General features: G+C 66.9%; 11 protein-coding genes and 3 tRNA genes. 2 read left to right on the top strand and 12 right to left on the bottom strand.

Annotation, left to right across the window (positions count from 1 at the left end):
- Positions 1 to 4: 4 nt before the first annotated feature.
- The 11 genes from K2F54_RS05575 to K2F54_RS05525 all read right to left on the bottom strand — a co-directional run bounded on the left by K2F54_RS05575 (position 5) and on the right by K2F54_RS05525 (position 7,620).
- The gene (locus K2F54_RS05575; RefSeq protein ID WP_220604861.1) at positions 5 to 688 is read right to left on the bottom strand and encodes a hypothetical protein; all 684 of its coding nucleotides are present in this window, start codon (positions 686 to 688) and stop codon (positions 5 to 7) included.
- A gap of 2 nt (positions 689 to 690) precedes the next feature.
- Positions 691 to 2,070, bottom strand: coding sequence for an O-antigen ligase family protein (locus K2F54_RS05570; RefSeq protein ID WP_220604860.1), 1,380 nt, complete (start codon positions 2,068 to 2,070; stop codon positions 691 to 693).
- A 5-nt stretch (positions 2,071 to 2,075) separates the two neighbouring features.
- On the bottom strand, positions 2,076 to 2,849 hold the full coding sequence (locus K2F54_RS05565) for a hypothetical protein (RefSeq protein WP_220604859.1): 774 nt from the start codon (positions 2,847 to 2,849) through the stop codon (positions 2,076 to 2,078).
- On the bottom strand, positions 2,846 to 3,547 hold the full coding sequence (locus K2F54_RS05560; protein ID WP_220604858.1) for a hypothetical protein: 702 nt from the start codon (positions 3,545 to 3,547) through the stop codon (positions 2,846 to 2,848). Before K2F54_RS05560 ends, K2F54_RS05565 begins: the two co-directional genes overlap by 4 nt.
- A 184-nt stretch (positions 3,548 to 3,731) precedes the next feature.
- Positions 3,732 to 4,334 (bottom strand): acyltransferase, encoded by a 603-nt coding sequence (locus K2F54_RS05555; RefSeq protein ID WP_220604857.1) that lies wholly within the window; start codon positions 4,332 to 4,334, stop codon positions 3,732 to 3,734.
- Positions 4,335 to 4,444: 110 nt separating this feature from the next.
- Positions 4,445 to 5,329 (bottom strand): hypothetical protein, encoded by an 885-nt coding sequence (locus K2F54_RS05550; RefSeq protein WP_220604856.1) that lies wholly within the window; start codon positions 5,327 to 5,329, stop codon positions 4,445 to 4,447.
- 52 nt (positions 5,330 to 5,381) lie between these two features.
- Entirely contained in the window at positions 5,382 to 6,266 is an 885-nt protein-coding gene (locus K2F54_RS05545; protein ID WP_220604855.1) for a hypothetical protein, read from the bottom strand.
- A gap of 66 nt (positions 6,267 to 6,332) precedes the next feature.
- The gene (locus tag K2F54_RS05540; protein ID WP_220604854.1) at positions 6,333 to 7,124 is read right to left on the bottom strand and encodes a transglutaminase-like domain-containing protein; all 792 of its coding nucleotides are present in this window, start codon (positions 7,122 to 7,124) and stop codon (positions 6,333 to 6,335) included.
- 127 nt (positions 7,125 to 7,251) lie between these two features.
- Positions 7,252 to 7,324: transfer RNA gene (locus K2F54_RS05535), tRNA-Phe, on the bottom strand.
- A 69-nt stretch (positions 7,325 to 7,393) separates the two neighbouring features.
- A tRNA-Asp gene (locus K2F54_RS05530) sits at positions 7,394 to 7,470 on the bottom strand.
- Between the two features lie 77 nt (positions 7,471 to 7,547).
- Positions 7,548 to 7,620 (bottom strand) — tRNA-Glu (locus K2F54_RS05525).
- 317 nt (positions 7,621 to 7,937) lie between these two features.
- Between K2F54_RS05525 and K2F54_RS05520 the strand changes: the two genes are divergently transcribed.
- Entirely contained in the window at positions 7,938 to 9,368 is a 1,431-nt protein-coding gene (locus K2F54_RS05520; RefSeq protein WP_220604853.1) for a M23 family metallopeptidase, read from the top strand.
- Positions 9,361 to 10,863, top strand: a complete 1,503-nt coding sequence (locus K2F54_RS05515) for a C40 family peptidase (RefSeq protein WP_220604852.1) — start codon at positions 9,361 to 9,363, stop codon at positions 10,861 to 10,863. Before K2F54_RS05520 ends, K2F54_RS05515 begins: the two co-directional genes overlap by 8 nt.
- A gap of 93 nt (positions 10,864 to 10,956) precedes the next feature.
- On the opposite strand, the gene K2F54_RS05510 is transcribed toward K2F54_RS05515, so the two are convergent.
- Entirely contained in the window at positions 10,957 to 11,448 is a 492-nt protein-coding gene (locus K2F54_RS05510; protein ID WP_066597972.1) for an inorganic diphosphatase, read from the bottom strand.
- Between the last annotated feature and the right edge of the window lie 29 nt (positions 11,449 to 11,477).

Here is an 11,477-nt window from a genome sequence, read left to right as displayed (position 1 = left end):
CTCGTCAGCTCCCTGCGGTGAAGGTGCCGAAGACCACGTAACGACAGCCGCCCTCGATCGGTGAGACGGTGAGCGCGACACTGTTGTTCCCCCGGGTGAAGGCGATCGCCGAGGAGCCGTCGACGGACGGCGCCGGAGCGTCGGACAGCCCGAGTTCGGCCAGGGCGGTGCGGTAGAAGTCCAGCACCTCGTCGGCGGTGAGGGTCGTTCGCCCCGACAAGGCTGCCTGCAGCTGGGAGCCTTCGGTAGCGACTGAGCTCACCTCGACCACGGAATCCGGCGGCTCGGGGATGACACCCGCCGGGAATCCGGCCACGATCGAGCCGACGGCGGTGGCGGTGTCAGGCAGGGGCAATGACACCAGGGCCGGCAGTGTCCCTTCCGGGGGCGGTCCTTCCGGTGGCGTTCCCCCCGGGGGTGTCTCCTCCGGGGCCGGGGCAGGGGCACCACTCGGGATGCCCTCGCCGCGATCGCCCGTGTCGGCCTCCCCAGTCTCGGCCTGGCTCGAGTCGGTGGTCCCTGGCGATGGAATCGGCGTCGGTGAGCCCGGTGACACCGGCGACGGGGTTCCAGCGGAATCCGACGTTTCCGCTGGCCGGGAGCCGGACTGCTGGATCGCGAATGCCCCGGCCGCGACGACGACGGCCGCGGCGGCGAGAAGTGCACCGGCAAGGAGTGTGCGGCGCATGGTCAGGTCTCCACCGGTACGCCCGGCGTTTCGCGGGCGGACGGCGACACGTCCGACACCGCTTCAGCGGCCACGATCGCGCGGACGCTACCGCAGAGACCGGCCAGGAGGAACAGCATGCCGCCCGCGATCGGGAAGGAGAGCCCGTCGAAGAAGGCGAAGAGGATGGCGATCGTGAACAACGACAAGGCCAGGGCGTGACCCAGTAGTCGAACGTCTGGCGTGGTGGAACGCCGAGATTGCAGGGCGCTCCAGATTCCCGCGACGAAGAACGCGGCAAAAGCCAGGAGCCCCAGAATGCCCACTTCGATTGCAATGAGCACCCACTGATTGTCGAAAATGTAGTACCTGGGAAGGAATATCCCGAACCCGGAACCAACCACGGGAGAGGTGGACATGAACTCAGGGACCCGTTCCAGCGCATTCGTTCGAGACTGCGTGCTGGGGTCGGTGGCCGCGCCGGAGAACAGCTTCACGGTCGTCGACAGCAGACCGGGCATCAGCGCGAAAGTCGCAAAGGCGACGCCGACGCCGGCGCCGATGACGATGGTTCGGTACCGTGCCGGAACCGCCGGAATCATCAGGATCACCGCGAGCGCGAGGCCGATGATGGCTGAACGCGATACCGACACCAATGCCGAGACGGCGATCAGGCAGACGGGCAGCCACCACGCCAGGTTTCCGCCGGACTGGCGCGATCGGAAACCTCGAGACAACGCGGCGGCGATGACGAGTGGGAGGGCGGCGTTGAGCGCCGTTGCGTATTCGAGGGGGTGGATCGCTGTTCCCGACGAGCGGACGATCCCGGCACGCTCTCCGAGGCCCCCTTCCGCAGTCAGACCGGGAATCGACCCGAAGAAATCGACCAGTGGCGATCCGGTGAGAAACTGCGCGAGACCGAGGGCGGCGAGCAGCCCGGCACCGATGACGATGCGGCGGGCCATCCGGGCCAGACTGTGCACGGTGCGGATGCCGTCAATCGCGACGAACAGCACGCCCGCCCACGACAGCATGCGGACGAGTGCCGTGACAGCGGGGCTCTCCTGATCGTCGGGCTGCCCACGCAGCATGGCGGCGGTGAAGCTGAGGAGGACAACCACCAGAAAGACGACGAAGGCGACACGGACCGGCTGGGAGATCGGTGTTCTGCCGATGGAGACCGGCAGCTGAAGCCGAGTGATGGCCCACCAGCCCAGCAGGACGAGACCCCACATCAGGGACGGGTGACCGAGCGCCCCCAGAGCGGTGACCACCACACCGGACGGAATCCCCAGGAGCAGCACCAGATAGATTGTCAGCATCATCACGGCGTCGCCACCGTGTCGACCGGCGCTGCTCCGCCGCGTTTCCTGCCGGGGAGAGGGCGGGCGTGCTGAGCGCATCGGACTTACCTGACGCTGCGGGCGGGGGCAGCGGTCATGTCCCGCTCCGAGTCATATTCCGGTCCGTCCAACGTCCTGGGCGGCGCGGCCGGCGTGGTGGCGAGGACTCCCTCCTCGGCAGTCGCTTCGCCCTGATCGTATTGCCCGGGATCGGAGGGCTGGTCGTCCCCCTTCCTGCGTCTCGCGCGGCTCGCGCTCCACCCCTCCGCCAAGCCCGCGAGGAGGAGGGTGAGCGTCATGCCCACGAGGCCGGTGGCTGCGACCGCGATGAATCGGCTCCGCTGGTCCAGGACGCTCTGACTGTCCACGGTGATGGGAAGGAGGGTCACGCGATTCTCCGCCCTGATGTTCTCGGTCTCCTGTAGCTCGTCGAGCACGGTTCCGGTTCGGTCCACGAGAAGTTCCAGGACTTCTCTGGCGTCACCGTCGCTGGCTGCTGTGACCGCGATCAGGATGACCGGCCCCGCCGTCGAGGTGTCCCGTAGGATCTCGATCTCCACGTCGGGGTAGTCCGCCACGAGCTCGTTCCTGGTATTTTCTGAGCCGACCGCTCGAACGAGTACATCGGCCGCCGGCGAGAGACCGCCGAGGAACAGATATGGATTCGCTCCGTCCGGCATGCTCAGAGCGCCTGGAATGAGGAGTTGTGTGGAGGACCGTTCGTAGCCGGGCGGAATCATGCTCCAGGCGCCCGCTGCTGCTGCTGCCGTGAGGAGCATGCCGGGAATGACGATGTACCAGCGTCGCCAGAGCCCACGGAGCGTGTCGACGAGATTCATGATGACGTTCCTTCCAGAATGCGGCGCGATGGTGCCTGTGTCTGGGCTGTCGTGGCACCCCGGCGGGACAGCCGGCGGTCGACCGTGATCGAGCCCCAGCCGCTCAGGATGAGGGCGACTGCAAGCATTGCGGCTGCGGCAGCAAGCTGGTTTCCCCTGGACGGGACGATGTGCTCGATCTGAGTGGTGAGCGGCGCGACGCTCGCGGTGATCCGACTCTCTCCCGGAACCTCGAGGACGGCCTGCTCGGCGGCGGCGAAGCCCGTGACCAGGTCGACCATCTCGTCTTGTTTCGCCTCGACCCAGCTCAAGGAGCGCCCGACGATCCTGATCTCGACATCGGACCTGCTGAATGTGGACGACCACTGATTGCCTGCGTCAGCCAGGTCGACCCGGATGCCTTCGCGAATACCGGCCCCGTAGTACGGGGCGCTTGCCATCGAATACGGTGCGGGGGCTCTTCCCTTGTTGACCGCGGTGACGACAGCCCCCGCAAATGCGACGACGCTCGAGTCGTCCGTCCCATTGTGCGGCGACAGGCTCGTGGCCGTCGGGCGCATGAAGGTCACGACCGGGCTCGTGGTGTAGATGCCCCCGTCCCGGAGGAGAAGCAGGGTGACAAGGGCTGCGCAGCCGAACACGCCGAGCGGGACATACCACCGTCGGACCATGGCAGTCAGAATGTCGGGAACAGTCATCGGCAGCAGACCGATCCCACGGGGCCGCACGCCGTGGTGCGATCGACGTCGCCTGCGTCTCGCCGGTCGGAGGAGGACATATTCACACTTTCCCTGCAGCTTGAGTGACAGAACGGGCTCTCTCAGGTCTTGCTCGGCGAGAGTATCCTCGTTCGTCGCCGTTCGCTGTGGCCCCTTTGGGGGGTTAGGCGGGGAGGGCTCTCAGCGTGCCGTCGACCTCCCGGTAGCGGATGCCGGTGCCAGGGCAGGTGAAGAGGTCACCGGTCTGGACGAGCGGGAGTCCCGCTTCGCCGACCCAGCCGACCTGCCGGGCGGGAGCGCCGACGACCACGGCGTAGTCCGGAACGTCCCGGGTCACGACCGCCCCGGCAGCCACCAACGCCCACCGACCGATGGTGACCGGAGCGATGCAGACGGCACGCGCGCCGATCGACGCACCTGCGCCGACGACAACACCGACCGCGTCCCAGTCTGCGGCGCCCTTCCTGGTCCCGTCGGCGTTGATCGCACGGGGGAAGGTGTCATTGGTGAGGACCGCCGCCGGCCCGACGAAGACGCCGTCACCCAACACTGCCGGCTCGTAGATCAGGGCGTAATTCTGCACCTTGCAGTTCGCACCGAGAACGACCCCTGGACCGACATACGCTCCCCGGCCCAGGCTGCATCCCGAGCCTACGTGGGCGTTCTCCCTGACCTGCGCCAGGTGCCAGATGGTGACATCGCTGCCGATCGTTGCGGCGGGATCGACGTCGGCGGTGGAGGCTATCGAGGCTGTCTGGTGAGTCATGGCTACCGTCCCGAGTGGTTGTCGGTGTGTTCAGTGCTCCTGGTCGACATCAGTATGCCCCGGTTCGGGGGATGCGTCTGCCAGACCGAAACTCAGGGACCGACAGCTGATTACGGCGCGAAGGTGATCTCGCTGTACAGGTAGTCAATGCCGTCTGGGCTGACCGTCGAGCTCCTGAACATCCGCTGCCTGGATCGTGGCATGCGGACGGAGGGATGGATGCGCCCGGCGGTCAGTCGGTCTTCGACAATGGTGGCGACTGTGCCCTGGCGGAGGAGAAAGTAGCGTGCGAGCGAGCCGATCGACTCGCGAAACAAGGAGGGGTTGCTGATGTACTGGATGGACACGAACAGGGGGATGCGTTTGATGCGATGCCTGCTCCAGATGACGTAGCAGGACTGGTCGCCACGGATCAGCACCAGGTGCCGGGACCTGTGGCAGTCGAGGTGGTCCTCGAAGTAGGTGCGTACGTCCCCACTCAGAGTTGACGCGATTACCGCTGGATCTGCGCTTATTCGTGCCCGCGCCAGGCCGATCCACGGCAGGTGGGGGATTGCAGCCGCGGCGGTCTCGAGATAGCTGAAACCCAGCCGAAGGTTGAGCTTCTGAACCGGTTCGATCGGGGTGAGGTCCGTGAAGGTGACGTCCCGCTGTCCCACGATGGCTCTCACCATGCTGAGACTGTGAGTCCGGTATTCGGGGACCGTGAACCAGTCATAGAGGTTGCAGAATCGTTCCAGGTGGCCGTTGATCGACCGGGTCGAGTAGATCGCCAGGTACGCGCCGACGACCCGATCATCGGCCCGCAAGAGGAAGCCATGGTTGGGTGCGCTGCTGCCGGGGAGGTTCACAGTCGCGCGCCAGGCCATCGCCCATTGATCCGCCGGAATGCGTGGCGGCCAGTGCTGAGCCCTGGCTAGTCCAACCTCGTGGAGGTCCTGGTCGGTGATGGGGTGCACCGATGCCGGCGGAGACGGTGCACTTTTCCGATTCATGGCCAGATACTAGCCACTATCCGAGCCAGGTCAACGTGGCCGGGTGAACCCGCTACGGCGCGCTCGTTATCTCGCTGTACAGGTAGTCGATGTGCTCAGGGCCAACCGTTGAGCTTCGAAACATCCGCTGCCTGGATCGCGGCATACGGAGGGAGGGGCGGATGCCGCCTGACGTCAGTCGGTCTTCCACGATGGTTGCCACCGTGCCGTGGTGGAGGAGAAGATAGCGCGCCAGAGCGCCGAACGATTCGCGGAACACGGCGGGATTACTGATGTACTGGACAGAGGCGAACAGGGGGAGGCGTTTGATCCGATACCTCCGCCAGACGACATAGCAGGATTGGTCGCCGCGGACGAGAAGCACGTGCCGTGCCCAACGGCACTCAGCGTGATCCGCATAATAGGTGCGAACGGGCTCTGGCAGCGTCGCCTCGATGACCGCTGGGTCATCGGTCACCCGTGCACGCGTCTGTCCGATCCACGGCAGATGGGGAACGGCGACCGTGGCCGTGTCCAGGTAGACGAAGCCGAGCCTCAGGTTGAGCTTCTGCACCACGTCGATCGGAGAAAGGTCGGTGAAGGTGAGGTCGTGCTGACCCAGGACCGCGCGGACCATCCGGATGCTGGAGGACCGGTACTCGGGTGCCGTGAACCAGACCGCAAGATTACAGAAGCGTTCCAGGCGGCCGTTGATGACCCGGGTCGAGTAGATGGCAGGGTATGCGCCGACGACTCTGCCGTCGGCGCGCAACAGGAAGCCATGGTTGGGCGCGGTGCTCCCTGGGCGGTTCACAGTGGCGAGCCAGGCGTCAGCCCACTGATCCGTCGGGGTATCGGGCGGGAAATGCTCACCGAGTAACCGGGCTACCTCGGGGAGATCCCGGTCGGTGATGGGATGCACTGACACGTGCGCAGATGGTTCGCTCTTCCGATCCATGGCCAGATACTACTGACCTTTCTCCTGGGCGCCACCCCGCACGGCTGCCCATCGGAGAGGCGGCGCTCAGCCCAGCCGTGCCGGCTGCGTCACGTCGTCGCGGGGGAGCACGTCGGCGACGGCGGTGACGGTGAGCACGTTGAGCAGAACAGCGGCGCCCGCCGACGACAGGAACGCCGTATCGGCGGCATCCCGGCCGGTCGCGATGCGCATCAGCGACTGCCGCGGTGCGAGCCCGGTCGCGTCGACCACCTGCCAGGCGCCGTCGACATAGGCCTCGGCGACGGCGTGGAAGTCCATCGGCGACAACCCGGGTGCGTAGACCGACACCAGTCGGGCGGGCACGTCGTGGGCGCGGAGGAACGCGATGACGAGGTGCGCGTAGTCCCGACAGACGCCCTGCCTGGCCAGCAGGGTGCGCACCGCACCATCCGTCGGCAGGCTGGCACCGGGAACGTAGCTGAGGTGACTGCCGACCCAGGAGGTGATCGCGTCGAGCAGGGCGATGCCGGTGAGCCCGCGGAACTCGGCCTGGGCGGTGGGCCACAGGTGATCGGACTCGCAGTACCGGCTGGGCCGCAGGTAGCGCACGATGTCGATATCGCTCACCTCGGGGGCTGCGGTCGCACCGCTGACCTCCACCGTGTAGTCGATGTCGATCCGGCCGGCCTGCACCGAGATGAGCTGCAGGCGGGTGCCGTGCTGGTCGAGAGTCTCCCGGTATGGCAGCGTCTGGCCGTTCTGCACGATGCGGAGCAACTCGGTGGCGTCGGCATCCGCGGCGACGGTGACGGACAGGACCAGCTCGGCGGGCCCGAGGGCCTCCAGCTCGAGATGTGCGGATGCGGAGCGCTTCATGCACCGATCGTCGCATAAATCTGACCGCGCGCTGTGAGCTGAGCCAGGAAACCCGGACACCGGTCAACCGGACTGTTCGCGGGCACAAAAAAAGGCCACCTACGGTAGAAGCCCGTAGATGGCCAAGTGGCCCCGACCGGCGTCGATCCGGTGACCTTTCGATTTTCAGTCGAACGCTCTACCAACTGAGCTACAGGGCCTCGATGACGACTGCAAGAGACGCCTTCGAAAGGACGAAAAGCCCCTTCTTTCGAAAGGGCTTGTCGCCTTGGCGACCCTGACCGGACTTGAACCGGCGACCTCCGCCGTGACAGGGCGGCGCGCTAACCAACTGCGCTACAGGGCCAAACTGTGAAACTTGTGTTGCGATCGTGCTGGTGTTTCTGTCTTACTTTTCGTGCCGTGTACAACCTACAGTATGCGTAGCCCCAACGGGATTCGAACCCGTGTTAACGCCGTGAAAGGGCGCCGTCCTAGGCCGCTAAACGATGGGGCCTTGCTGTTTTCAGAAGCTGAGAACTTCCGACGCATAATCATAAGATGGAAAAGCCGGAATGCCCAAATCGGCCCGCGCGAACCGAGTGGCCGCGAGCGGCCGAGGGGCGCTCTGCCCCGTAATTCCGGGCCTGAACGCGGGTGCCGCGCTCAGCCGCTTCGGCGTGTCGCTTTTGCACCGCGCCCGCAAATGGTTCGGGTTTTGGCTGTGTCGCGGGTTACATTTTGGTGGAAGCCCGGGTCCTCAGCCGGGTTTGTTATTGTGACGAGTGTTACCACAGTGACGGATGTGACTAACGAAAGCCCGATCGGGGAGTTATGAAGCGCACGGCAACCGTGATCAGCCGCATGAAGGCTGGTCTGCACCGGATGCGACCGACCCCCCGCACGCAGCACGGCCCGACCGACGGCTCCGCCAGACGGGTGGGCATGGGAGTGACCGGATTCGTCGCCGCCCTCGCCCTTGCGGTGACACTCGCCAGCCCGATCAGCCCGGCCCAGGCCATCGACTACCCGAGCTGGGAAGACCTGCAGAACGCGAAGTCGAACACCGCGTCCGCGGCGAACCAGGTCACCGAGATTCAGAACGCCATCGCCGGACTGCAGACCGAACTCACCCGCACCCAGGCCGAGGCCGAGGCGCGCGGACTCGAGTTGCAGGTTGCCCAGGCGAAGTTCGACGACGCCAGCATGCGCGCCTCCGACCTGCAGACCCAGGCCGATGCCAGCAAGACCGAGGCGGATGCGGCCACCAGGCAGGCCGGCCAGCTCGCCGCTCAGCTCTACCGCACCGGTGGCAGCGACCTCAGCGTGAACCTCTTCATCGACGGTCAGGAGAGCGGCGAAGACGCCGACGAACTGCTGTCGAAGCTCGGCAGCATGAGCAAGCTCGTCGAACGCAGCACCGACGTCTATGACCAGGCCCAGACCGCGAACAACACCGCCCAGTCGCTCGGCGACCAGGCAACCATCGCTCAGGCCGAGCGGGAGACCCTGCGGATCGCCGCTGAGGCCGCCATGGCGGCCGCCCAGGAGGCCGCTGACGCCGCCGCAGGCGCCCTGGCGGAATCCGAAGCCAAGGGCCTCGAGCTCGAAGCGCAGCTCCAGTTCATGCAGGACGCCGAAGCCACCACGGCCGCCGGCTACCAGGCCGGCGTGATCGAACGTGCCCGGATCGCGGCTGAGGAAGCCGAGCGGGCCAGGCAGGCCGCCATCGCCGCTGCGGCGGCGTCGGCCGCCGCGGCGTCGGCCGCCGCCTCCTCCGGTTCGTCCAGCGGAGTGGCCACGGGTTCGCCGGGAGCGGGCCTGGCCGGCGGTCGCATCGGCGGGCAGGGCTGGGCGGTTCCCGCCGGCGGCCGCATCACCGCAGGCTACGGCCCCCGCGCCGTCCTCTGCGGCGGTGGCAGCTGCAGCGGTGGTTACCACTACGGCACCGACATCGGCACCGGCTGCAGCGCCCCCATCTACGCCGGGGCCACCGGAACCGTGACCTACGCAGGCCGGTACGGCACGTACGGAAACTTCGTACTGATCAGCCACGGAAACGGTGTCGAAACCGGTTACGCGCACATCCGCGATGGCGGTATCTTCGTCTCGGTCGGCCAGCGCGTCGACGTGGGCCAGAACATCGCCAGCTCCGGCACCACCGGCGCTTCAACCGGCTGCCACCTGCACTACGAGGTGCGCACCGGCGGCAACCGGATCAACGCAGTTCCATTCATGTCCGACAGGGGAGCACCGATTGGCTGATAACACCTCCACTCGCCGCACACGTCGCAACTCGGCAGCGCTGTTGTCGGCCGTCGTGATCGGATCCGTCACGGCCGCCACCGGTGCCGTGGCACCTGCGTTCGCTGAGGAAGACTTCCCCAGCTGGGACGAGGTCACCAAGGCCAAGGAGAGCGAAGCCACCAAGGCCGCGGAGATCGAGAACCTGACCGGCCTGCTCGATAGCCTGCAGGTCTCCTCGGCCGGCGCCACCCGCACCTCGCAGATCGCCGCAGAGGACTACCGGATCACCCAGGACGACCTCGACGCGGCGACGGCCCGCGAGGAGAGCCTGAACAAGCAGTCGGCCGTCGCACAGACAGCGGCAGACACCTCGAAGATGCGGGCCGGTCTGATCGCCGCCCACCTGGCCAAGACCGGCGCGCAGGATCTCTCGCTCACCCTGTTCATGAACGGCAACACTGCGGATGACCTGCTCGGCCAACTCGGCACCGCCAGCAAACTCAGCGAACAGTCCGAGACCACCTACCGGCAGGCCGTGCAGGACAAGAACACGGCGGAGTCCCTCATCGCCCAGGCCGCCGCGGCCACCGCGGAGCGCAAACGACTGAGCGAAGAAGCCCAGGTCAAGTACGCCTCGGCGAACGTCGCCGCCGTGGGAGCCCAGGCCGCGCTCGACGTGGAGCTGAAGAAGTCGGCCGAACTGTACGAGCAGCTGGCCCTGCTCAAAGACACGACCGCCGAGGCCGAACGGGAGTACCAGACCGGATTGAACGCGGCCGCCGCCGCGGCCGCTTTCGCGAAGGCCCAGGCTGCCGCAGCTGCCGCTGCCGCCGATGTGGCCAACGACCCGCCCAGGGAGTCCGCCCCTGAGGCGCCGTCCACACCGGTAGCAGAGACTCCGGCGAAGACTCCCGCAGTGGCTGCGCCCGCTCCCGCGGCTCCTGCGCCGGCGGCCCCGACCCCGTCAGCCCCCGCGCCTGCCGCACCGGCCCCCGCTGCCCCCGCTCCGGCGGCTCCGGCACCCGCCGCGCCAGCACCCGCAGCGCCAGCGCCGGCCGCGCCGGCCGAGCAGCCGGCCAGCGCTCCGGCATCGTCAGGATCCGCCCCGATCGAGGTTTCCGCCCCGGCGCCGAACGCCTCCGCCGTCGCCACGGCCGTCGGCTTTGCCCGGTCGCAACTGGGCGACGCCTACGCCCTCGGCGGTTCCGGCCCGGATGTCTGGGACTGCTCTGGTCTGACCAAGGCCGCCTACGCGGCAGCCGGCATCTACATCGGCAGCCACTCCGCGACCAACCAGTACAACACCATGGCCGGACAGGGCAAGCTCGTCTCCTTCGCCAACGCCCGCGTGGGCGACCTGGTCTTCTGGGGCGTGCCGGGCAACTACTACCACGTGGCGATTTATCTGGGAGGTGGGCAGATCCTCGAGGCGCCCAACCCCACCGCGCCGGTGCGGGTGCACAGCATCTGGTCACCCGGCGAGGTCGCGCCGTACGTGGGCCGGCCGTCCTGACCTGAGCGCACCTGACCGACCCGGCCTGGGCGCACAACGACAGAAGCCGCTTCCATTCGGAAGCGGCTTCTGTCGTATCGATGGTGCGAGAGGTCAGTGACCCTCGTCGACGAGCTTCTTGAGCCCGTCCCGTACGATCTGGTCGGCCTCGGCAGCGTCGCCCCAGCCCTCGGTCTTGACCCACTTGTTGGGTTCAAGGTCCTTGTAGTGCTCGAAGAAGTGCTCGATCTCCTTGCGGGTGTACTCCGGGATGTCGGTGACGTCCTGGATGTGCTCCCAGCGCGGGTCGCCGGCCGGAACGGCGATGACCTTGGCGTCTGAGCCGCCGTCGTCGGTCATATTGAAGACACCGACGGGGCGCACGGACACGCCGACGCCGGGGAACAGCGGGAAGTCGAGCAGCACCAGGACGTCGACGGGGTCGCCGTCCAGGCCCAGGGTGTTCTCGAAGAACCCGTAGTCGGTCGGGTACACGAAGCTCGTGTACAGCACCCGGTCGAGGTAGACCCGACCGGTTTCGTGGTCCACCTCGTACTTGTTGCGGCTACCGCGTGGGATTTCAATGACTGCGTCGTATTCGGCCATGGCCTGGTATCTCCCTTGTGTCGAAGTCT

This window comes from Cryobacterium inferilacus (assembly GCF_019599185.1).
GTDB lineage: Bacteria > Actinomycetota > Actinomycetes > Actinomycetales > Microbacteriaceae > Cryobacterium > Cryobacterium inferilacus.
The sequence above is the reverse complement of the archived record's forward strand: the minus strand, read 5'-3'. Positions and strand labels throughout refer to the sequence as shown.

Bases quoted from the DNA above. Each gene is read 5' to 3' on its own strand.
- K2F54_RS05575 (WP_220604861.1), bottom strand. From the start codon at position 688: ATGCGCCGCACACTCCTTGCCGGTGCACTTCTCGCCGCCGCGGCCGTC.
- K2F54_RS05570 (WP_220604860.1), bottom strand. From the start codon at position 2,070: ATGCGCTCAGCACGCCCGCCCTCTCCCCGGCAGGAAACGCGGCGGAGC.
- K2F54_RS05565 (WP_220604859.1), bottom strand. From the start codon at position 2,849: ATGAATCTCGTCGACACGCTCCGTGGGCTCTGGCGACGCTGGTACATC.
- K2F54_RS05560 (WP_220604858.1), bottom strand. From the start codon at position 3,547: ATGACTGTTCCCGACATTCTGACTGCCATGGTCCGACGGTGGTATGTC.
- K2F54_RS05555 (WP_220604857.1), bottom strand. From the start codon at position 4,334: ATGACTCACCAGACAGCCTCGATAGCCTCCACCGCCGACGTCGATCCC.
- K2F54_RS05550 (WP_220604856.1), bottom strand. From the start codon at position 5,329: ATGAATCGGAAAAGTGCACCGTCTCCGCCGGCATCGGTGCACCCCATC.
- K2F54_RS05545 (WP_220604855.1), bottom strand. From the start codon at position 6,266: ATGGATCGGAAGAGCGAACCATCTGCGCACGTGTCAGTGCATCCCATC.
- K2F54_RS05540 (WP_220604854.1), bottom strand. From the start codon at position 7,124: ATGAAGCGCTCCGCATCCGCACATCTCGAGCTGGAGGCCCTCGGGCCC.
- K2F54_RS05520 (WP_220604853.1), top strand. From the start codon at position 7,938: ATGAAGCGCACGGCAACCGTGATCAGCCGCATGAAGGCTGGTCTGCAC.
- K2F54_RS05510 (WP_066597972.1), bottom strand. From the start codon at position 11,448: ATGGCCGAATACGACGCAGTCATTGAAATCCCACGCGGTAGCCGCAAC.